Genomic DNA, 20,195 nt, shown 5'->3' on the forward strand with positions numbered 1-20,195 from the left:
GCCGTGCTCCTCCGCGAGGCACCGCCTCCCGAGCGGCGTCCCACCCGGGGAGCGGCGTCACGAGCGGCGCCGCGCGTCAGCCCGCCGCGCGGCGCAGGGCGTCGTCGACGGAGGAGCGGACGAGGCTGGAGAGGAAGAAGCCCGGCTTCTCGACGCCGATGCCCGCCAGCAGTCCCGCCGCCTGGTCGACGATCGCGGTCGAGAAGGTCGTGGCGGTCGAGACGGCCTCCGCGTAGGCGGCGCGGTCGGACTCCGCCACGGTCACCGGCTCCCCGCCCATCTCGACCACCAGCGCCTGCGCGATCGGCAGCACCGGGCCCGGTGCCGACACGGCGAAGTAGGTCTCGGCGAGGCGCGCCAGGTCGAGGCTGGTGCCGCTGAAGGCCATCGCCGGGTGGACTGCCAGGGGGATGACCCCGGAGGCGAGCGCCGGAGCGAGCACCCCGTAGCCGTGCTCAGGCGCCGTGTGCAGCACCAGCTGGCCGGGCTGCCACGCTCCGGTCGCGGCGAGCCCCGCGACCAGGGCGGCGATCTCGCTCCCGGGGACGGCGACGATCACCAGCTCGCTGCGCTCGACGAGCTCGGGGATCGCGAGCACGGGGACTCCGGGGAGCAGCGCGTCGGCGCGCTCGCGGCCGCTCTCGCTGGTGGTGGCGATCCCGATCACGGCGTGGCCGGCCCCGGCGAGCGCGGCACCGAGCACCGGGCCCACGCGTCCGGCACCGATCACGCCGACGCCCAGGCGTCCGTCGCGGCGGGTCTCAGGCATGCGGTTCCCCCTCCGGAGCGGGCCAGTCGGGCAGGGCGGGTGCGGCCGCCCGCCGCCCCCACTGGTGGCTCGCGTCGCGGTCGGCGGCCCGCACTCCGGCCGTCGCGAGGCTCTCGAAGAAGGCGAGTCCGTCGGCTGCGCTCATCACCGGCACGAGCGGAGTGACGGGGCCGGCCACCGTGTGCACGCGCGCCGAGGCCAGCCCGAGCAGGCGCTGGAGCGGTCCCTGCTGGACCCCGACGCTCTGCATCCGCGCCAGGGGCACCACGGCGACCCGCCGCCAGACCGCTCCGCTGCGCAGGATCGCGACCTCGTCCGTCAGCCGGTACCCGGTCCTCCGGAACGAGAAGGGGCGGAGCCACACCGCCGAGCGCGGCGCCCGGGTGAAGCCGGCCGCGTCGCGGTGCCGGAGTGCGTCTCCGACGGGCGTCGACTCCGCTCCCTCAGCCGGTCCGGGCAGCAGGAGGGCGAGGACGCGCTCGACCGCGGCGAGGTCGCCGACGGGCAGGATCGTGGTGTTCGGCTCGCCGTTCGCCCCGCGGGAGGCCGCGTGGCCGGCGCGGTCGATCCGCACCTGCCACCAGCCGAAGGGGCGCCAGAGCAGCGGCTGAGTGATCTCGACGGCGTGGATCCGGCCGGGCGGGATCGTGTCGCTGCTGGTCGAGAGCACGCCGTAGCCGACCCGCACGCCGTCGGGCGTCGCGGCGATCGAGTACCGGAGCGAGCGCACGAACTGGCGGACGTAGTAGCTGCCCGAGCCGATCAGGCCCGGCAGGATCGCGAAGAGCACGTAGGGCGAGCCGTAGACGGCGACGAACACCACGGCGACGACCGAGGCGGCCAGGAACAGCGTGAAGCCGCTGAAGACGAGCGAGCCGAGGAGTCGGCCCGGCGGGATCGAGACGACCGACTCGGGCGGCGTCTCGTCCTGAGGCTCACCGAACTCCTCCAGCCGGCGCGCCAGGAACCCGCCCGCCGGAGCCGCACCGTCGACCGTCGCCTCCCGCTCGCGCACCCCGGAGGCGAGCCGCAGGATGTCGCGGCGCAGGGCGTCCACCAGCCGCGAGCCGAGGTACGACAGCTGGACGTTCGCGTCCTGCCCGGCCACGCTCACCTCGAGCTTCGCGGCCCCGAACAGCCGGGCGAACAGCGGACGCTGCACCGCGATGCCCTGGATGCGGTCCAGCCGCGCCCGCCGGTTGGTCCGGAAGAGCACGCCGGAGCGCACCTCGACGACCTCGTCGGTGATGCGGAAGGTGTGCATGCGCCAGGACAGCCAGAACGCGAAGACGGCGACCGCCAGGCCCACCGCGACCGCCAGCAGCGCCCAGCCGACGAGGCCGCGGCGCAGCAGCTCATCGACCGGATCGCCGCTCTCGAAGCCCTCCGGCCCGGGCAGGAACAGCTCGACCAGGCGCTCGCGGAGGTTCGTGATCACGATGCCGAGGACGACCAGCAGGCCGATCCCGCCCTTGAGGACCGGGGTCGCGGGATGGAGGCGGTGCCACTCCCCGTCGGCGAGGTCCGTCTCGACGGCGCGGAGCTCGGTCACAGGCCGGCCCGGCGCGACTCGGCGAGCTCGACCAGGCGGTCGCGGAGCTCCTCCGCGTCCTGCTCGGCCAGGCCCGGGATGCTGACGCCGGTCGCCGCGGCGGCGGTGACGAAGCGGAGGTCGGCGAGGCCGAGCGCCCGGGCGAGCGGCCCGCGGTTGACGTCGATGAGCTGCATCCGCCCGTACGGCACCGACACGAAGCGCTGGAACATGATGCCGCGGCGGAAGAGCAGGTCGTCCTGGCGCAGGAGGTAGCCGTAGGCGCGCGCACGGCGCGGGGCCACGATCAGGAGGGTCACCGCGAGGGCGGCCGCGGCGGCCAGCGGGATCCAGCCCCACGGCAGGCCGATCAGCATCAGCACCACGGGCACGGCGAGCAGCAGCACGCTCGACACGACGGCCGACACGATCTCGACCGCGACGTACCGGGGCGAGACGCGGCGCCACTCCCCCGTGATGTCGAGACGGTCCCGCCGGCGTCCCCTCGCGTCGCGGCGGGTCGTCGGCGACGCGCCCTCGGGCTCGGCGGGCATGGCGTCGTCCTCACTGCCCGCGGCGGTCCGGGCGTCGGCGTCAGGCGTGGTTCACCTCGCCGACGGCGGTGTCGTCGTCGTCGCTCGGCGGGATGGTGCACAGGTGCTCGGCGACCAGGCCGGCCACCAGCAGGACGAGCGCACCCACGATGGTCGCGACGTCCTGCCACACGGAGCCTAGCGAAGGGATCGCACGGCTCAGCAGGTACACCAGGATGCCGCCGGAGGCTCCGAGCAGCAGAGCACCGACGTGGCTGGACGCCTTCGCCAGCACCACGACGCGCATCGCCCGGAACGGATCGATGGGCCGGCGCAGCGTGCCCTTCGTGGCGCGGTGGATCGGGACGGCGAAGCCGAGCACGAGGGCGGCGACCACCATCAGGGTCAGCGGAACCGTCAGCGGCGGGATGAGCACGGGGCGGCCGGCGGCGGCGATCGCGAGGTCGAGGAGGAACCCCGCGACGGCCCCGGCGAGGCCGAGTCCGAGCAGGGTGCTGATGCGGGTGCGCCTCACGGGGTCCTGCTCTCGGGGTCGGCGGTGCTGCCGCGGGCGGAGTCGCGCCCCGGCCAGGTCAGCCCGGCCGGGTGGTCGGTCACGCGGTCGGTCGCCCGTGCGCGCAGCTCGGCCACGGGTCCGGCTCCGGGAAGGACCGCCGCCGGCTCGGCGTCGAGCCAGGGCTCGAGCACGAAGGCCCGCTCGGCCGCCCGCGGGTGCGGGAGGGTCAGGTGCGGGTCGTCGCGGAGCACGCCGCCGACCGCGATCACGTCGATGTCGAGGGTCCGGTCGCCCCAGCGCTCCTCGCCCTCGCCGCGGATCCGGCCGCCGGCCGATTCGATCGCCGCCGTCGCCGCGAGCAGGTCGTCGGGCTCGAGGACGGTCGAGCCGGTCACGACCGCGTTGAGGTACCCGGGCGCGTCCTCGTCGACGCCCTCGGGCTTCCACGCGGGCGACTCGACGACCTTGGACACCGCTTCGATGCGCAGGCCCGGCGTCGTGGCGAGGGCCCGCAGCGCCTCCTCGAGGTGCGCGAGGCGGTCGCCGAGGTTGCTGCCGAGCGCGAGCACGACGTGGCGCACCGGGCGGACGCGCTCCTGCCGCGGCCTCACGAGCGGGTCCTCGTGATCTGCACGGCGACGTCCTCGAAGGGCAGCGGGATCGGCGCGTCCGGCTTGTGGACGGTGATGCGGACGACGTCGGCGGCGGCGAAGCCCAGGGCCACCCGGGCGAGGCGCTCGGCCAGGGTCTCGATGAGGTCGACCGGGTCGCGGGTCACCGCGTCGGCCAGGGCGATCGCGAGCTCGCCGTAGTGCACCGTCTCGGCCAGCGCGTCGCCCTCGGCCGCCGGCGCGGTGTCGAGCCACACCGTCGCGTCGATCACGAAGTCCTGGCCGTTCTCGCGCTCGAAGTCGAAGACGCCGTGGTGCGCGCGCACGCGCAGCCCGGTGAGGGTGATGGAGTCGCGCACGGCGAGGGCGGCGGGGTCGATCGCGGTCACGGGGTCTCCTCCTGGAGTCGGGCGGCGAGGGCCAGGGCGCGGGCGGACGAGCGGACGTCGTGGACCCGGACGCCCCAGGCGCCGTGCCCGGCGGCGACGAGGCTCAGCATGGCGGAGACCTCGTCGCGCTCGGCGGCCGGGGCGCCGGCGGGGGCGAACGGAGCGAGGAACCGCTTGCGCGAGTGGCCGACCAGGACCGGGAAGCCCAGCGAGACGATCGCGTCGAGCCCGGCCAGCAGCGCCCAGTCGTGCGCGCCGACCTTCGCGAAGCCGAGGCCGGGGTCGAGCAGGAGGCGGTCGTCCCGGATCCCGGCCTCACGGGCGGCGTCGACGCGGCGCTCGAGCTCGCCGCGGACGTCCGCCACCACGTCGCCGTAGGACGCGAGAGCGGTCATGCCCGCGCTGTGCCCGCGCCAGTGCATCGCGATGTAGACGGCGCCGCGCTCGGCGACGAGCGGGAGCATCCGCGGATCGGCGAGGCCGCCGGAGACGTCGTTGACGACGACGGCGCCCGCGTCCAGAGCGGCCTCCGCTGTGGCGGCGCTCATCGTGTCGATGCTGACGCGCACCCCCTCCGCGGCGAGGGCGCGGACGACGGGCAGCACGCGGCCCTGCTCGGCGGCGGAGTCGACGCGCGCCGCACCGGGGCGGGTGCTCTCGCCGCCGACGTCGACCAGGTCCGCGCCGAACGCGGCGGGTCCGTCCCCGGCGGGCCGGGTCAGGTCGAGGCCGTGGCGGACGGCGTCGTCGACGGACAGCCAGCGTCCGCCGTCGCTGAACGAGTCCGGAGTGACGTTGAGGATCCCGAGGAGCGCGGCGCGGCCGGTCGGCGTGAGGTCGGCGACGGTGGTGGCCACGTCACTCCCCCCGCGCGGCGCCGATCAGCGCGATGATCTCGGCGCGGGCGGCCGGGTCGGCGAGGGAGCCGCGGGCGGCGACCGTCACGGTCGAGCTCGCGGTCTGGCGCGGCCCGCGCATCCGCACGCAGCCGTGCTCGGCGTCGACCACGACGAGCACTCCCTCGGGAGCGAGGCCCTGCTCGAGCGCGTCGGCGATCTGCTCGGTCATCCGCTCCTGGATCTGCGGTCGCGACGCGACCGTCTCGACCACGCGCGGCAGCCGGCCGAGGCCGACGACCCGATCGCGCGGCCGGTAGGCGATGTGCGCGACGCCGAGGAACGGCAGGAGGTGATGCTCGCAGACGGAGCGGAATGCGAGGTCGCGCACGATCACCGTCTGGTCGAGCGGCGCCTCCTGGCCGCCCTCGACAACCGCGAACGTCTCGGTCAGCTGGGCCGCGGCGTCGTCGTCGAAACCGCCGAAGAACTCCTCGTACGCCTCGGCGAACCGCCGCGGCGTGTCGAGGAGTCCCTCGCGGCCCGGATCGTCCCCGATGGCCGCGAGGATCTCGGCGACGGCCGCCTCGATGCGCGCCTTGTCGACGGGCACGCGCGCGCTACGCCGTCGCGGGGCGCGGGTTGATCAGCGGCGGACGCTTCGGCGCGACCTCGTCCGCACCGGCGGAGGAGACTCCCCCGTCGGTCGCACCCGAGTCGATCGGCGCCTTGGCGACCGGGACCGCGATGGGCGGCAGGTCGGACAGGGGGCGCTTGTCGCTCGAGAGCCACTGCGGGCGCTCGTCGATGCGGCGGACGTCCTTGAAGATCTCGGCCAGCTGGTCGTGGTCGAGCGTCTCCTTCTCGAGCAGCTCCATCGCGAGGCGGTCGAGGATGTCGCGGTTGTCGTTGATGACCTGCCACGCCTCGTCGTGCGCCTGCTCGATGAGCTGGCGCGTCTCGGCGTCGACCGTCTCGGCGATCTGCTCGGAGTAGTCGCGCTGGTGGCCCATGTCGCGGCCGAGGAACATCTCGCCCGACGACTGGCCGAGCTTGACCGCTCCGACGTTCGCGGACATGCCGTAGTCGGTGACCATCTTGCGGGCGATGGAGGTCGCCTTCTCGATGTCGTTCGACGCTCCGGTGGTGGGGTCGTGGAAGACGATCTCCTCCGCGACGCGACCGCCCATCGCGTACGTGAGCTGGTCGAGGAGCTCGTTGCGGGTCGTGGAGTACTTGTCCTCCAGCGGGAGCACCATCGTGTAGCCGAGGGCGCGACCGCGCGGAAGGATCGTGACCTTGGTCACGGGGTCGGTGTGGCGCATCGCCGCCGCCGCCAGAGCGTGTCCGCCCTCGTGGTAGGCGGTGATCAGCTTCTCCTTGTCGCGCATGACCCGCGTGCGGCGCTGCGGCCCCGCGATGACGCGGTCGATCGCCTCGTCGAGCGCACGGTTGTCGATCAGCTGCGCGTTGGAGCGGGCTGTGAGCAGCGCGGCCTCGTTGAGGACGTTGGCCAGGTCGGCGCCGGTGAAGCCCGGGGTCTTGCGGGCGACGACCTCGAGGTCGACTCCCCCGGCGAGCGGCTTGCCGCGGCCGTGGACCTCGAGGATCCGCTTGCGGCCGAGCAGGTCGGGGGCGTCGACGCCGATCTGGCGGTCGAAGCGGCCCGGACGCAGCAGTGCGGGGTCGAGGATGTCGGGGCGGTTCGTCGCCGCGATCAGGATGACGTTCGTCTTGACGTCGAAGCCGTCCATCTCGACCAGCAGCTGGTTGAGGGTCTGCTCGCGCTCGTCGTGACCGCCGCCCATGCCGGCGCCGCGGTGGCGGCCGACGGCATCGATCTCGTCGACGAAGATGATGGCCGGCGAATTCTCCTTGGCCTGCTGGAACAGGTCGCGGACACGGCTCGCGCCGACGCCGACGAACATCTCGACGAAGTCCGATCCGGAGATGGAGTAGAAGGGGACGCCCGCCTCGCCCGCGACCGCGCGAGCCAGCAGGGTCTTGCCGGTGCCGGGAGGGCCGTAGAGCAGGACGCCCTTCGGGATGCGGGCGCCGACGGCCTGGAACTTCGCGGGCTCCTTGAGGAACTCCTTGATCTCGTGCAGCTCCTCGATCGCCTCGTCGGCGCCGGCGACATCGCCGAACGTGACCTTGGGCGACTCCTTCGAGACGAGCTTCGCCTTCGACTTGCCGAACTGCATGACGCGGTTGCCGCCGCCCTGCATGCCCGAGAGCATCAGCCAGAAGAACGCGCCGATCAGCAGGATGGGGAGCAGGAAGCCGAGAGCCGAGAGGAACCAGTTGGTCTGCGGGACCTCGTCGTTGTAGCCGGTGCTGCCGAGATCGGCCGCGGACACCGCGTCGACGACCTCCGCGCCGCGAGGGGCCACGTAGTAGAACTGCACCTGGGTGCCGTTGTCTCCGTCGGCCTGCTTGAGCGTGAGGTCGACGCGCTGCTCGCCGTCCACGATCTTCGCCGAGTCGACCTTGCCGTCCTTCAGGAGGTCGAGACCCTCCTGCGTCGTGACCGGCCGGAAGCCGGACATGGTGATCAGCGAGGAGCCGATCCACACCGCGACGATCGCCAGGACGACGTAGAGGATGGGACCCCGGAAGATGCGCTTCACGTTCATGCTTGTTGCGGGTGCGACACCCGGCGCCTTTCTGACGAGGAGATTGTGCCTGCCAGGCTACCTCCCGCACTCTGAGCGCCGCCCACGCGTTCGCCGTGGGCCGAACGGCCGCGGGCTGTGTCGTCTGGCGGGGATGCGGCGGGCCGCATCCCCGCGCGCGGTCGGCTTCGCGAGATGGTGCGTTCCGCAGAGCGGGGTGCGTCGGACTGCCGGGAAACGCTGGCACGCGTTTCCCGGTCCGCGTCCTCTGCCTTGCGGGTGGGAGCGAGTGCCTCATGGGCAGGACGGGCCGCGAGATGGGGCAGCAGGCGCGGACGGACCGGGCCCGCACAGCCCGGATCAGGCCGACTCGAGGAGGGGCTCCGGGTCGCGGAGGACGGGCACGAGGCCGCGGCGGCGGCGGGCGGCGGCCAGCACGGTCACGGCGAGCGCCCCGACCAGCCAGAGCACGAGCACCAGGACCGCGTGCGCGACTCCGATGCTGCCGCCGGCGATCAGCGAGCGGAACGCCTCCACCGTCCAGGTCAGCGGCAGCACGCCGTGGATCGCCTGGAAGAAGGCGGGCGCGGTCTCGACCGGGTAGGTGCCTCCGGCCGAGGACAGCTGCAGCACGATCATCAGCAGCGCCAGGAACCGGCCCGGGGCGTCCAGCAGCGCGATCAGCGCCTGGTTGATCGCCACGAAGGTGAGGCTCGTGAGCACGGCGATCCCGATCAGCCCGGGCAGGTTCGACGCCTCGACGCCCACTCCGAAGCGGATGACGAGCGCGGCCAGGACGCCCTGGGCGACCGCCATCAGCGCGCCGGGCAGGTAGCTGCGCAGCGCGATGACCCAGGCGGGACGGCGCGCGGCGAGGAGGCGGGAGCTGAGCGGGGCGCTCATCAGGTAGAAGGCGAGCGCGCCGACCCAGAGCGCGAGCGCCATGAAGTAGGGGGCGAGGCCGTAGCCGTAGGACGGCACGCGGTTCATCCGCTCGGCGTCGATCCCGACCGGGGCGGCCGCGACGGTGCTGAGCTCCTGCGCCTGCTCGCCGGTGTAGGTGGGCACGTCGTCCGCGCCGTCCGAGAGCTTCGTGTCGAGGGTGCGCGATCCGGAGGCGAGCGAGTCGATCCCGTCGGCGAGGTCCTGCGAACCGGTGGCCGCGTCGGCCGAGCCGGTCGCGGCGGTCTCGGCGCCGTCCGCGAGGTCCGAGGCGCCCGTCGCGAGGGCGGCCGTCCCGGAGGCGAGGTCGGAGGCGCCGGCGGCCGCGGAGGCGATTCCGCTGGTGAGCGGGCCGACCGCGCCGGAGAGGGTGTCCACTCCGCCGGCGACCTGCGCGGCTCCGCCGTCGAGGGTCGCAGCTCCCTGGGCGAGGGCCTGCGCACCGGTCTGCAGCTTCTGGGCGCCGTCGGCGGCGGAGGTCGCCCCGGTGGACAGAGCGGCGGTGCCGGTCGCGAGGTCGGAGGCTCCGCCCGAGACCGTGGCGGCACCGGCGGCGAGCGCCGTCAGTCCGCTGCCGTCGTCGCCGACGAGCGCGGTCGCGCCGGAGGCGAGCGTCTGCGCGCCCGCGTCCGCCGAGGCGGCTCCGCCCGCGAGAGCGGCCGCACCCTGCTCGAGGGCGGTCAGCTCGGCCACGCGCTGGGCGTCGGACAGCGAGTCGTACCGCGAGAGCAGGGAGGCGAGGCCGGAGTCGACTCCGGTCGCTCCGGTGGCGAGTTGCGGAGTGGCGGTCGCGAGCGCTCCCGCGCCGGTCGCGAGCTGCTGGGCTCCTGCGAGGGCCTTCCCCGCTCCGTCGGAGAGGGAGGCGGACCCGGTGGCCAGCGCCTCGGCGCCGGACGCCGCCGAGGCCGCGCCGTCCTTCAGGGTCGACGTCCCCGCGGCGAGGTCGGTGGCGCCCGAGGCGAGCGACGCCGCTCCGCCGTCGAGCTGCTGGGCGCCGTCGGCGACCGTGCGGGCTCCCGTGTCGAGCGCCGCCGCCTGGTCGGGCAGCTGCCCGGTCCCGCTCGCGATCCGCTGGAGTCCCGACGAGAGGTCGGACGCTCCGGAGGCCGCGCTCCCCGCGCCCGAGCGGAGGGAGTCGGCGCCGGTCGCCAGCTGCGCGGTGCCGTCCTGCAGCTGCGCGAGCCCGACGACCAGCTCGGAGGAGCCGGACGCGGCGGTCCCGGCGCCGTCCGCCAGCTGAGCGGCGCCGTCGGCCGCCTGCTCGAGGCTCGAGTGCACATCGGTGAAGCCGAGGTAGACGTTCTCGAGGTAGGTCGCGCCGACCTTCTCCTCCAGCGTCTTCGTCACGGTGGTGCCGATGGTGGAGGCGATGTTGCCGACGATCAGGTTGGCCGCGTCGTTCGTCTCGATCGACAGCTTCGCCTGCACGGCCGCGGCGGGGTCGTCGCCGCCGACAGAGGCGACGTCGGCCGAGAAGCCGGCCGGCACCGTCAGCACGGCGAGGACGTCGCCGGAGGCGAGCTCGCGGGACGCCTCGTCGGCACCGGTCGCCGTCCAGGCGAAGTCCGAGCCGGACGTGTCGGTGGTGAGCTGCTCGGTCAGGTCGTCGCCGAGGGCGAGCGCGGAGCCGTCCGAGGCGGTCGCGCCGGTGTCCTCGTTGACGATCGCGGCGGGCACCGTGTCGAGGTGGTGCGTGGGATCGAGGTTGGCCGAGGTCAGCAGTCCCGCGTAGATCAGCGGGATGAGCGCGATCGCGGCGAAGACGACGACGAGGCGCGGGTTCACGGCGCGCAGGGCGCGGCGGAGCGGGGAGGTGGTCATGGTCCTTCTACTTCGTGGAGTGCAGGGCGGCGAGCCGCGGCGAGGCGACCCCGGTGACGAGGAGCTCGGCGATGTCGGCGGAGGCCGAGGCCGCGGGACGGCGGGCGTCGCCGTCGAGGAGCCAGCCGACGACCAGCCAGGTGGTACCGGCGGCGAGGAGGACGGCGAAGCGCTCGACGCGGGCGTGGTCGCCGCCGCCCGATCCGCGCTCGGCGAGGGGCGAGAAGGCGAGGAGCCGCTGCGCGAGGAACGCGACGACCGACTCCTGCACGGCGCGGGCCGTGCCTCCGCTCAGCACGCGGCGGTAGAAGTCGGCGTGCACGAGCAGGCCCTCGAGGAGCCCGCGGACGATGCGGGGGACCGCGCCCTCCCAGTCGGCGGGGGCGGTGCCGGGAGCGACGTCGCCGAACAGCGCGTGCATCCGCTCCACCGCGGCGGCCTCGATCAGGGACGGCAGATCGCCGAAGTGCTGGTAGAACGTGGGGCGGCTGACGCCCGCGGCGCCGCAGAGCTCCGTGATGGAGGGCTGGTCGTCGCCCGGGCGGTCGAGGGCCGTCGTGATCGCGGTGAGCAGGAGCTCGCGCGAGCGGGTGAGCCGCGGATCGGTCACGGGGTCCTTCTTCCCGGCGCGAGGAGCGCCTTCTTTACGTCCGTCAGATAACTTACAACCGTAAAGAAGAGCGCGCAAGCATCAGGAGGAGGGCGGCTCCGGGAGCAGCGTCGCGATGGCGGACGTGTCGACGATCACCGAGTCGTGCGGAGTCAGTCCCGGGCTCCGGGGCGTCGGCACCGGCAGGCGCACGAGCAGGGCGCCCGGATCCACGCCGAAGCGCCCGGAGCGGGTGCGGCCGACCGGATCCCCGTCCAGCTCGGCGAGCACCGGCTGGTCGAGCTCGAACGAGAACTCGCGGCCGGGCCACTGCCGGAGGGAGGCGAGCCCGTTGCGGTTGCCGGTCGCGACATCCAGCGCGAGGCCGAAGCGCCGACGCAGCAGCACCAGCTCCAGGTCGCCGTCGTCGAGCACCGCGCCCGCGGCCAGCTCGATGTTCGCCACCACGGAGCTGCAGTTGCAGGCCAGCACCATGAAGCAGCGCTGCGGAGGCTCCTCAGCGCCGTCGATCGTGAGGGTCACCTCGAATCCGGCCTTGAACATCGCCGGCGCCCCCGCCGCGAAGTAGGCGCCCCAGCCCACCCGCTTCTTCAGCTCCTCGTCCGTCTTGTCCATGATCTCGGCGTCCAGGCCCACCCCGCCCATCACCATGAACACCCGCTCCTCGCCGTCGTCGAACGCGGCCGTGCCCACGTCGATCGCGCGGTCCTGCCCGAGCAGGGCGATCTCGACCGCCTCGGGCAGCGAGCCGAGCGGGATCCCGAGGTTCCGCGCGAGGAGGTTGCCCGTGCCGCTGGGCAGCAGGCCGTAGGGGACGCCGGTCCCCCGCAGCACCGTGGCGACGGCGCGGACGGTGCCGTCGCCTCCCATCGAGCAGACCAGGTCCGGGCCCGCCTCGAGTGCGGCGCGGGCCGCGGCGGCACCGGAGTCGCCCGGGCTGGTCTCGAACCAGAGCGGCTCGTTCCAGCCGTGGCGGCGCGCGATCGTCGCGACCAGGTCCTCCGCGGCGCCGACGTCGTCGAACTTGCTCGGGTTGATCACGACGGCGACGGTGCGCTTCTCGGGTGCCTTCACCCCGTCAGTCTGACGGCACCGGCGACCGGTCCAGTCGCGCTGACGCCTCCAGGGCGAGCACGGCGCCGATCTCGGCCGAGAGCGTGGCGGGCAGCGACGGAGGCGCGTCCCAGCGGGGCCCGGCCAGCAGCACGCCGCGGCGGACGCTCGAGCCCTGCAGCGCGGCGACGCTGCCGGCGACGAAGCCGCGGACGCGAGCCGCCACCGCGGGCGCGACTCCGCTCGTCGTGGCGAGGTCGACGAGGTGCCGGTAGGCGATGCCCCCGAACAGGGCGCCGTCCCCCGAGCCCTGGTCGACGAAGACGCCGTCGGGGGCGAGCCGGTCGAGCAGGTCCTCGGCCGTGCGGGAGGCGTGAGCGACCAGGCGGGGGTCGGGCCGCAGGCGGTGCAGGGCGAGCGCCGCCCCGATGTAGACGGCGTGGTTGTAGCTGAAGGCCCAGTCGTCGCGGGCAGAGTCGCCCTCGCGGCCGATGCCGTCGGCGACGAAGCCGGTGTCGTCGTCGCGGAGGCGCACGTGCATCCAGTCGAGGGCGGCGCGCGAGAGCTCCTCCCGGCCGTCAGGCCGCAGCCGCTCCAGGCGCGCGCCGAGGATCGCGAACGGGCCGTTGGCGGGCGCGTTCTTGTAGTCCAGCTGCCGGCGGCGCCAGGCGAGGCTCGCCCCGTGGCGGAGGTTCCAGCCCTTCGCGACGGCGAAGCGCCACAGGCGGTCGGCCAGGTCGAGGAAGCGCGGGTCGCCCGAGGCCTCCCCGAGGCGGGCGAGCGCGCCGCCGAGCCACATCATGTCGTCGAAGTAGCCGTTCACCAGGCGCCCGCCGTTGCGGAGGCGGATCGCGCGGTGGATCCGCCGGGCCCGCTCCAGGTGCGCCTCGTCGCCCGTGCGCTCGAAGGCGTCGACGGCCGCGTCGATCGCGTGCGCGAGCCACCAGTAGTTGAACTCGAGGTCGGCCCGCAGCGAGGTCGGGTAGCTCATGTGATAGCCCAGCAGCGGCACCGCGAAGAGCCGCTCGAGGCTCTCCTGCGCGGTGTCCGCGGGGCTACTCGTAGACGTGCGGGGCGAGGACGGCGACATCGCGGAGGTTGCGGTAGCGCTCGGCGTAGTCGAGCCCGTAGCCGATCACGAACTCGTTCGGGATGTCGAAGCCGACGTAGGCCACGTCGACCTCGACCTTGGCGGCCGCGGGCTTGCGGAAGAGCGCGCAGATCTCGACGGACTCGGCGCCGCGGCTGCGGAGGTTGCCCTGCAGCCACGAGAGCGTGAGGCCGGAGTCGATGATGTCCTCGACGATCAGCACCTTGCGGTTCGTGATGTCGGAGTCGAGGTCCTTCAGGATCCGCACGACGCCGGAGGACTTGGTGCCGCTCCCGTAGGACGAGACGGCCATCCAGTCCATGACGATGTCGAGCTTGAGCTCGCGGGCCAGATCGGCCATCACCATCACGGCGCCGCGCAGCACCCCGACGATGAGCAGGTTCTCGCCCGCGTAGTCGCGCTCGATGGCGCGGGCCAGGTCGCGGATCCGCTCGTGGATCTCGGCCTCGGTGTAGAGGACCTCGGTGATGTCGTCGGCGATGTCGGCTGCTTCCACCCGGCCACTCTACGGGTGCCCGGCCCCCGTCTCCCCTCCGCGAGACTCCGCTCCTATACACCTCCGCCGGCGAGTCGCGTGCCGGAGCGGCATCTCGCGGGGAGGGGTCGGGCGTCGCGCGGGGACCGGGGGTCGCGGGAACGGGTCAGGGGGCCGCGGGTGCGAAGACGAGGGTGGTGCCGCGGCGGGTGGCGAGGACGCCGGGGAGGTCGACGCCCTTCTGGCCGTGCCAGTCGGTGACCAGCGCGGCGACCGCCAGCGTCTGCGAGCGCGAGAGCGCGACTCCGAACTCGTTCGCCACGACCAGGCGGATGATCCGCTGCCGCAGCGCCGGCGGGTCCGCGGCGAGCCCGCGCGCGTCGACCGTGACGTGCCCCGCCTCGTCCTGGCCCACCAGCTCGAGCGCCCAGTCGAGAGCGAGCGCGTCGAGCGCGTCCCCGTCCTCCCGCAGCTGCTCGGCCGTGCGCGCCAGAGCCTGCGCCACTCCCGGCCCCAGCTCGTCCTCCAGCACCGGCAGCACGCGGTTCCGCACCCGGACCCGCGAGTAGCGGGGGTCGTCGTTGTGCGGGTCGTCCCACGGCACGAGCCCCTGGTCGGAGCAGGCGAGGCGGGTCGTCTCGCGCCGCAGGCCCAGGAGCGGCCGCCTCAGCGGCCCGCTGACCGGCGCCATCCCGTGCAGCGAGGCCGCACCGGCTCCGCGGGCGAGCCCCAGCAGCACCGTCTCGGCCTGGTCGTCGAGGGTGTGGCCCAGGAGGACCGCGGCGGCGCCCGTCGCGGTCAGCGCGTCGTCGAAGGCGCGGTAGCGCGCGCTGCGGGCGGCCGCCTCCGGACCGCCCTCGGCGGACACCGTCACCACCTCGCGCAGCACCGGCGCGAGCCCCAGCCCGTGCGCCTGCTCCGCGGCCCGCCGCGCGACCTCCGCCGACGCCTCCTGCAGCCCGTGGTCGACGATCACCGCGCCGGCCCGCCTCCCGCCCCGCGGGGCCTCGAAGGCGACCGCCGCCGCGAGCGCGAGCGAGTCCGCTCCCCCGCTCAGCGCGACCAGCACGAGCGCTCCGGGGTCGAGCCCGTCGAGGCTCTCGCGCACCGCCCGCCGCAGATCGGCGACGGCGGGGGTCAGGCGGGGGCGATCGGGCACATCAAGTAACGTAATGCCAGCGATCCGCCCCTCCCGCGCGCGCACCCGCGCGAGCGTTCCGGAGGCCGATCCGTCCGCCGATGCGCCGCTCACGGCGCCACCGACTCAAGGAGAGAGCATGGCCGCATACGACGTCGTCGTCGAGATCCCCAAGGGGAGCCGCAACAAGTACGAGGTCGACCACGAGACCGGTCGCGTCTACCTCGACCGCGTGCTCTTCACCTCCTTCGTCTACCCGACGGACTACGGGTACTTCGAGAACACCCTCGGCCTCGACGGCGACCCCGTCGACGCGCTGGTGCTGCTCGAGTACCCCGTCTTCCCGGGCGTGGGCGTCTCCGTCCGCCCGGTCGGCGTGCTCAACATGAGCGACGAGGCCGGCTCCGACGCGAAGGTGATCGTGGTCCCCGCGAAGGACCCGCGCTGGCAGCACATCCAGGACATCGGCGACGTCCCGGAGCAGACGAAGAACGAGATCAAGCACTTCTTCGAGCGCTACAAGGACCTCGAGCCCGGCAAGTGGGTCAAGGTCGACGCGTGGGGCGACGCCGCCGAGGCGGAGCAGATCGTCCAGGACGGCATCAAGAAGCTGGCCGAAGAGGGTCACTGACCCCTCGCATCAACGAAGGAACCCCCTCCCGTCGTCTCGACAGGAGGGGGTTCTCTCGTTTCGCGGTGCGGCCGCGGCTCAGGCGGCCGGGCGGCCGACCATGCCGGCGGGCGTGCCCCAGGTGTTCCAGATGCGCACGGGCTTGCCGTAGTCGGCTGCCTCGATGATCTGGTTGTTCCCGAGGTAGATGGCCACGTGGTAGTAGTCCCCGCCGCCACCCCAGAAGATCAGGTCGCCGCGCTGGCGCTGGCTGTAGGGGACGAGCTTGCCGGCGCCGGCCATGGTGTTGTACTGGTTCGTCGCCGAGTGGGTGCCGATGTAGATGCCCGAGGACGCGTACGAGGCCTTGGTGAGGCCCGAGCAGTCCCACTGGTCCGGGCCCATGCCGCCGAGGACGTACTCCTCGCCGAGCTGAGCCATCGCGTACGAGATCGCGTTCTCGACGGCGCCGCTGGTCGGCACCAGGACCGGAGCGGTGACCGGCTGCGGGAGCGGCTGAGCCGCCGGCTGGGCGATCGGCTGAGCAGCGGGCTGGGCCGGAGCCGGAGCCGGAGCCGGCTGCTGCTGCGCGGGCTGCGGAGCGGCGGGCTGCGGGAGGGACGCGGTCTGACGCGACGGGGCGGCGGTGTCGGCCTGCGCCGAGGACTGCTGCTGGGGGGAGCGGGCGGTGGACTGCGCCTGAGCGGCGGCCTCCGCCTCGGCCTGCGCCTGGGCGGCGGCCTCGTCGGCCTGGCGCTTCTGCTCGCCCGCGAGGTACTGGGTCTCGGCCTCGACCGAGGAGTCCTTCAGCAGCGCGAGCTGGGCGACCAGCTCCTGCGACTTCTCCTCCTGCGCCGAGAGCGACGCGCGGGCCGACTCGGCGGCGGCGTCGGCGTCCTTGCGCGCGGCGTCGGCCTCGTCCGAGAGCGCCTGGTGCTCGGTGACGGCGCGGTCTGCCTGGTCGCCGAGCGACTCCGCGTTCTGCTTGTCGGCGAGGGCGTCGGCGTAGACCTTCTGCGACTGCTCCGAGAGCTGCGACATCGCGCCGAGCTGGTAGAGCAGGTCGCCCGCGTCCTTGCCCTTGGCCACGAGGCTGGCGGAGAGGTCGCCGCCGGCGGCGCGAGAGAGGTGCGCGGCCAGCAGGCCGGCGCGCATCTTCGAGGTCTGGGCCTTGGCGGAGGCGGTGGTCGCCTTCTCCTCGAGGTCGGCGACGGCCTTCGCAGCGGCGTCGAGCGCCTCCTTGGCCTGGCGCCAGGCCTCGGCCTTCTTCATCGCGGTGATCGACTTCTCGTCGACCGCGGTCTGCAGGCTCGCGATGAGGCCGGTGATCGAGTCGATCTCGGCCTGCTTGCTCGCCTCGTCCTTCTTGGCGTTCTGCACGTCGTCCCACGAGGGGTACTTCGCGTCGTCGGCGAGGGCCGGGGTGATGCCGAGGGACGCGGTGACCGCCGTGACCGCGAAGGCGGCGGAGATGACGAGCGGGAGGCGGCCCTTCCAGGCGCGCTCCCGGGGTGCCGGGGTGAAGGTGCGTGCGGTCGTCTGTGCGTCAGCCAAGGGTGACTCCTCGTTGGGCCATGAAAGGTTGGGCGTCGACGGCGGAGCCGTTGACGCGGGTCTCGAAGTGCAGGTGGCAGCCGGTGGAGGCGCCGGTCGAGCCGACGGCGGCGATCTGCTCGCCCGCCTGGACCTGCTGGCCGACGCGGACGAAGATCCCGCCGGACATGATGTGGGCGTAGCCGGTGCTGATGCCGCTGCCGTGGTCGATCAGAACCCAGTTGCCGTAGGTGCCGTTGGGGCCCGCGTAGGAGACGGTGCCGCTGTGCGCCGCGAAGATCGGGATGCCGCAGCCGCCCGCGAGGTCGGTGCCGCGGTGGTACGAGCCGGAGGACCCTCCGCCGGTCGAGATGCTGTCGCGCGGGCCGAAGGTGCCGGTGATGCGGCCTCCGGCAGGGCGGACCCAGCCGGAGTCGCTGACGGCGCTGGAGCCGCCGCCGCCCGAGGGGGCGACGTACCCGCCACCGCCACCGCTGCCGCCGCTGGATGCGGCTGCGGCCCGAGCGGCCTCGCGGCGCGCGGCCTCGGCCTGGGCGGCGGCCTGACGGGCGGCCTCCTCCTCGGCGAGCTTCCGGAGGCGCTCGGCCTCGCGGGCGGCGACGCCGGCCTCGTACTCGGCCACGGTCTTCGACTCGGTGTCGCGGAGCGCGGCGAGCTGCTGCTCGAGCACGACGCTCTGCTCCTGCTGCTCGGCGAGCGCGGCCTCGGACGCCTCCTGAGCGGCGGTCGCCTCGGCCAGCTTCTGCTCGGCGGCGACGCGGAGGCGCTCGCGCTCCGTCTGCGCGACCTCGGCCTGGTCGGCGAGGGACGACGCGGTGTTCCGGGCGGTGCTGGCCTGCTCGTAGATCGCGGAGGAGCGCTCGACCAGCTTGGTCATGCTCCCGATCTTCGACAGCAGCTGGTCGGCCTGGCCGGCCTTCTGGTCGAGGAAGATGTTGACGGACAGGTCGGTGCCGGTGCTGCGGTAGAGCTGCGCGGCGAGCAGGCCCGCCTGCTGCGAGGCCTTGTCGGCCTCCTCGGCGCTGGCGGCGGCCCGGTCCTCGAGCTTCTTCGACTGGTCCGAGGCCTCGTCGAACGCCTGCTGAGCGGCGAAGTGCTCGTCGCCGCGCTGCTGCGCGAGCTGCTGGGCGGAGGCGACCTCGCTCTGGAGGTCGCCGATCAGGGACGTGATCCGGTCGACCTGAGCGGCGGCGGCGGCGGTGTCGCCCTTCGCCGCCTCGACGTCGGCCCACGACGGGTACTCGACCGCCTGGGCGGGAGTGGCGACGAGCAGGCCGGCGACGAGCGCGACGACGGCGGAGGCCAGGGCAGCACCTCGGAGTCGCCCGAGTCGCGGCGCGCCGGGGAGGCGGGCGGGACGCGGACGGCGCAGGGAGTGGGGCATGGGACCTCGGGGATAGGGGGCCCTCCCTCCGCGGCGGTGCGGCTCCGGCGCGCGGGTGGGGGGAAGAGCGATTCCGCCCCACCCTAACCGCGGCCCTGCCCGATCTCCTAGACCCGGGTCAACCCCGGACGGGGTGCACGGCGCCTGCGGAACCGTCGATTTTGCATCCTGCGCCGCGGCCCCCTATGCTTGCGTGTCGGTAGTCATGGGGGGTCGGCCGCAGGGTCGCCCCGCGAGTCTCCGGCCCCATCGTTTAGTGGCCTAGGACACCGCCCTTTCACGGCGGCAGCACGGGTTCGAATCCCGTTGGGGTCACGGATGGGTCGGCACTACCAGCACCACCAGAAGTACCAGCACCACCGGAAAGTGCGCCGGCTCGAGAGGGTCGGGGCGTGAAAATAGAACAGCCTCGAAGGCAGTATGCTTGTCTTCGCAACGAGGCCCTGTAGCGCAGTTGGTTAGCGTGCCGCCCTGTCACGGCGGAGGTCGCGGGTTCAAGTCCCGTCAGGGTCGCAAAGAGGCCCTTCCGAGAGGAAGGGCCTTTTTCAGGAGATCACCTCTCCAGCGACATCACGTCGCAACGGCTCTGTAGCTCAGTTGGTAGAGCGCACGACTGAAAATCGTGAGGTCACGGGATCGACGCCCGTCGGAGCCACTGGAACCCTCGCCTAGCTTCTACATGGCGGGGGTTTCTTCGTACCCGGAGGTTCCCGCCGCCGCGATCCGCGACGTGCGCCCGTCCTGCCGATCCGGACCGCGCCGAGCAGTGACTGCGGCCCGGATCCCGTCCAGGCGGTCTGCGTAGGCTGGCCCGGCCATGCAACCCGACGCCTTCCCGCCGCCCGATCCCGCGACGCTCGCGCCCGACTCCGCTGCGACGACGTCGTGGCCGGCCGAGCCCCTCCCCTCGGTCCACGCGCCCTACTCCTCCCTCCTCTACCTGCCCGATCCTCGGGTCCGCTGGGGCCTGCCGACCGCCGTGCTCACGATCGTCGGGATCGTCCTGCCGCTGGCCGTGCTCATCCTGCTGTTCGGGTTCGGCGTGCTCCCCTACTCCGCCGGACTCGCCTTCGCGGGGGCGCTCGCGAGCTACCTCGTCGCGCTGATCGTCCCGTTCGCGGCGTCTCGGCTGCGCGGGCTGGGCACGATGGCGGCCGACTTCGGCCTGCGGTTCCGCTGGATCGACGTGCCCCTCGGGATCGGGCTCGGCATCGCGGTGCGCGTCGTGATCCTGTTCGTGCTCGCCGCGTTCGCTCCGCTCCTCCAGGACGCGCAGGGGAACCTCGACATCGACCCCGACCCGCTGTGGTTCGTGCTGAGCTCGGTCCTCATCCCCGTCGTCGTCGCGCCGCTGGTCGAGGAGGTCCTCTGCCGCGGCGTCGTGATGCGCGCGGTGCGGAACCGGATGCTCCGGGGCTCCGCGGAGTCGGCGACGCCCACCCGCGGCCGCCGCGTCTGGGCGATGGTGTTCAGCATCCTGGCGTCCACGGCGGTCTTCGCCCTGCTGCACGGGCACCAGATGGTGAACCCGGCGACGATCGTGACGCTCGGCGTGACGACGGTCACCGCGGGACTCGCGCACGGCTGGATCGCGACGATCACCGGGCGGCTCGGTGCGGCGATCGTCTCGCACGCGACGCTGAACGGCTCCGCGGTGCTGCTGCTGGCGCTGCTGCCGCTGCTGACTCCGTAGGGG

General features: G+C 73.7%; 19 protein-coding genes and 3 tRNA genes. 5 read left to right on the forward strand and 17 right to left on the reverse strand.

Going from position 1 to position 20,195, the window contains the following annotated elements; translation table 11 throughout:
* Positions 1–76: 76 nt before the first annotated feature.
* From C5B92_RS09470 to tilS, 15 genes are all read right to left on the reverse strand, one after another.
* Positions 77–769 (reverse strand): Rossmann-like and DUF2520 domain-containing protein, encoded by a 693-nt coding sequence (locus C5B92_RS09470; RefSeq protein WP_104255536.1) that lies wholly within the window; start codon positions 767–769, stop codon positions 77–79.
* The gene (locus C5B92_RS09475) at positions 762–2,321 is read right to left on the reverse strand and encodes a PH domain-containing protein (protein WP_104248064.1); all 1,560 of its coding nucleotides are present in this window, start codon (positions 2,319–2,321) and stop codon (positions 762–764) included. Before C5B92_RS09475 ends, C5B92_RS09470 begins: the two co-directional genes overlap by 8 nt.
* On the reverse strand, positions 2,318–2,854 hold the full coding sequence (locus C5B92_RS09480) for a PH domain-containing protein (protein ID WP_104255535.1): 537 nt from the start codon (positions 2,852–2,854) through the stop codon (positions 2,318–2,320). The genes C5B92_RS09475 and C5B92_RS09480 overlap by 4 nt, the downstream gene beginning before the upstream one ends.
* Positions 2,855–2,894: 40 nt before the next feature.
* A complete protein-coding gene (locus tag C5B92_RS09485; RefSeq protein ID WP_104255534.1) occupies positions 2,895–3,368 on the reverse strand; it encodes a DUF3180 domain-containing protein in 474 nt (157 codons plus the stop codon).
* Positions 3,365–3,961, reverse strand: a complete 597-nt coding sequence (gene folK, locus C5B92_RS09490; protein ID WP_104255533.1) for a 2-amino-4-hydroxy-6-hydroxymethyldihydropteridine diphosphokinase — start codon at positions 3,959–3,961, stop codon at positions 3,365–3,367. The genes C5B92_RS09485 and folK overlap by 4 nt, the downstream gene beginning before the upstream one ends.
* Complete coding sequence (gene folB, locus C5B92_RS09495; RefSeq protein ID WP_104347803.1) at positions 3,958–4,350, reverse strand: dihydroneopterin aldolase; 393 nt, start codon at positions 4,348–4,350, stop codon at positions 3,958–3,960. Before folB ends, folK begins: the two co-directional genes overlap by 4 nt.
* A complete protein-coding gene (folP, locus tag C5B92_RS09500) occupies positions 4,347–5,207 on the reverse strand; it encodes a dihydropteroate synthase (RefSeq protein ID WP_104238405.1) in 861 nt (286 codons plus the stop codon). The genes folB and folP overlap by 4 nt, the downstream gene beginning before the upstream one ends.
* A 1-nt stretch (position 5,208) precedes the next feature.
* Entirely contained in the window at positions 5,209–5,799 is a 591-nt protein-coding gene (gene folE, locus C5B92_RS09505) for a GTP cyclohydrolase I FolE (RefSeq protein WP_104255532.1), read from the reverse strand.
* Positions 5,800–5,806: 7 nt separating this feature from the next.
* Positions 5,807–7,822 (reverse strand): ATP-dependent zinc metalloprotease FtsH, encoded by a 2,016-nt coding sequence (ftsH, locus tag C5B92_RS09510; RefSeq protein ID WP_104224104.1) that lies wholly within the window; start codon positions 7,820–7,822, stop codon positions 5,807–5,809.
* Between the two features lie 339 nt (positions 7,823–8,161).
* On the reverse strand, positions 8,162–10,564 hold the full coding sequence (locus C5B92_RS09515) for a YhgE/Pip domain-containing protein (RefSeq protein WP_104350334.1): 2,403 nt from the start codon (positions 10,562–10,564) through the stop codon (positions 8,162–8,164).
* A 7-nt stretch (positions 10,565–10,571) separates the two neighbouring features.
* The gene (locus C5B92_RS09520; protein ID WP_104350335.1) at positions 10,572–11,174 is read right to left on the reverse strand and encodes a TetR/AcrR family transcriptional regulator; all 603 of its coding nucleotides are present in this window, start codon (positions 11,172–11,174) and stop codon (positions 10,572–10,574) included.
* Positions 11,175–11,255: 81 nt separating this feature from the next.
* Positions 11,256–12,248 carry a diacylglycerol kinase family protein gene (locus tag C5B92_RS09525; RefSeq protein ID WP_104234307.1) on the reverse strand — a complete coding sequence of 331 codons (993 nt, stop codon included), beginning with the start codon at positions 12,246–12,248 and terminating at the stop codon, positions 11,256–11,258.
* Between the two features lie 4 nt (positions 12,249–12,252).
* Entirely contained in the window at positions 12,253–13,218 is a 966-nt protein-coding gene (locus C5B92_RS09530; protein WP_181028784.1) for a glycoside hydrolase family 76 protein, read from the reverse strand.
* 64 nt (positions 13,219–13,282) lie between these two features.
* On the reverse strand, positions 13,283–13,834 hold the full coding sequence (hpt, locus tag C5B92_RS09535) for a hypoxanthine phosphoribosyltransferase (RefSeq protein WP_104224109.1): 552 nt from the start codon (positions 13,832–13,834) through the stop codon (positions 13,283–13,285).
* A gap of 145 nt (positions 13,835–13,979) precedes the next feature.
* Positions 13,980–14,972, reverse strand: coding sequence for a tRNA lysidine(34) synthetase TilS (gene tilS / locus C5B92_RS09540; protein ID WP_104350337.1), 993 nt, complete (start codon positions 14,970–14,972; stop codon positions 13,980–13,982).
* 118 nt (positions 14,973–15,090) lie between these two features.
* Between tilS and ppa the strand changes: the two genes are divergently transcribed.
* Positions 15,091–15,582, forward strand: coding sequence for an inorganic diphosphatase (gene ppa, locus C5B92_RS09545; RefSeq protein WP_068255683.1), 492 nt, complete (start codon positions 15,091–15,093; stop codon positions 15,580–15,582).
* Between the two features lie 78 nt (positions 15,583–15,660).
* On the opposite strand, the gene C5B92_RS09550 is transcribed toward ppa, so the two are convergent.
* A complete protein-coding gene (locus C5B92_RS09550) occupies positions 15,661–17,115 on the reverse strand; it encodes an NlpC/P60 family protein (RefSeq protein WP_104350338.1) in 1,455 nt (484 codons plus the stop codon).
* Positions 17,108–18,499: a peptidoglycan DD-metalloendopeptidase family protein gene (locus C5B92_RS09555; protein WP_104255528.1), complete on the reverse strand. Its 1,392-nt coding sequence runs from the start codon at positions 18,497–18,499 to the stop codon at positions 17,108–17,110. Before C5B92_RS09555 ends, C5B92_RS09550 begins: the two co-directional genes overlap by 8 nt.
* A gap of 242 nt (positions 18,500–18,741) precedes the next feature.
* On the opposite strand from C5B92_RS09555, the gene C5B92_RS09560 reads away from it, so the two are divergent.
* The 4 genes from C5B92_RS09560 to C5B92_RS09575 all read left to right on the forward strand — a co-directional run bounded on the left by C5B92_RS09560 (position 18,742) and on the right by C5B92_RS09575 (position 20,192).
* A tRNA-Glu gene (locus C5B92_RS09560) sits at positions 18,742–18,814 on the forward strand.
* A gap of 124 nt (positions 18,815–18,938) precedes the next feature.
* Positions 18,939–19,012, forward strand: a tRNA-Asp gene (locus tag C5B92_RS09565).
* 69 nt (positions 19,013–19,081) lie between these two features.
* Positions 19,082–19,154, forward strand: a tRNA-Phe gene (locus C5B92_RS09570).
* Positions 19,155–19,316: 162 nt separating this feature from the next.
* Complete coding sequence (locus tag C5B92_RS09575; protein ID WP_104350339.1) at positions 19,317–20,192, forward strand: CPBP family intramembrane glutamic endopeptidase; 876 nt, start codon at positions 19,317–19,319, stop codon at positions 20,190–20,192.
* Positions 20,193–20,195 lie beyond the last annotated feature (3 nt).

The organism is Rathayibacter sp. AY1A4, assembly GCF_002930955.1.
In the GTDB taxonomy this organism is placed as follows: Bacteria; Actinomycetota; Actinomycetes; order Actinomycetales; family Microbacteriaceae; genus Rathayibacter.

What these genes read in the sequence shown, in the direction of transcription:
- C5B92_RS09480 (WP_104255535.1), bottom strand. Translation starts at nt 2,854, where the DNA reads ATGCCCGCCGAGCCCGAGGGCGCGTCGCCGACGACCCGCCGCGACGCG.
- ftsH (WP_104224104.1), bottom strand. Translation starts at nt 7,822, where the DNA reads ATGAACGTGAAGCGCATCTTCCGGGGTCCCATCCTCTACGTCGTCCTG.
- C5B92_RS09530 (WP_181028784.1), bottom strand. Translation starts at nt 13,218, where the DNA reads ATGAGCTACCCGACCTCGCTGCGGGCCGACCTCGAGTTCAACTACTGG.
- C5B92_RS09555 (WP_104255528.1), bottom strand. Translation starts at nt 18,499, where the DNA reads ATGCCCCACTCCCTGCGCCGTCCGCGTCCCGCCCGCCTCCCCGGCGCG.
- C5B92_RS09575 (WP_104350339.1), top strand. Translation starts at nt 19,317, where the DNA reads ATGCAACCCGACGCCTTCCCGCCGCCCGATCCCGCGACGCTCGCGCCC.
- ppa (WP_068255683.1), top strand. Translation starts at nt 15,091, where the DNA reads ATGGCCGCATACGACGTCGTCGTCGAGATCCCCAAGGGGAGCCGCAAC.
- C5B92_RS09470 (WP_104255536.1), bottom strand. Translation starts at nt 769, where the DNA reads ATGCCTGAGACCCGCCGCGACGGACGCCTGGGCGTCGGCGTGATCGGT.
- C5B92_RS09515 (WP_104350334.1), bottom strand. Translation starts at nt 10,564, where the DNA reads ATGACCACCTCCCCGCTCCGCCGCGCCCTGCGCGCCGTGAACCCGCGC.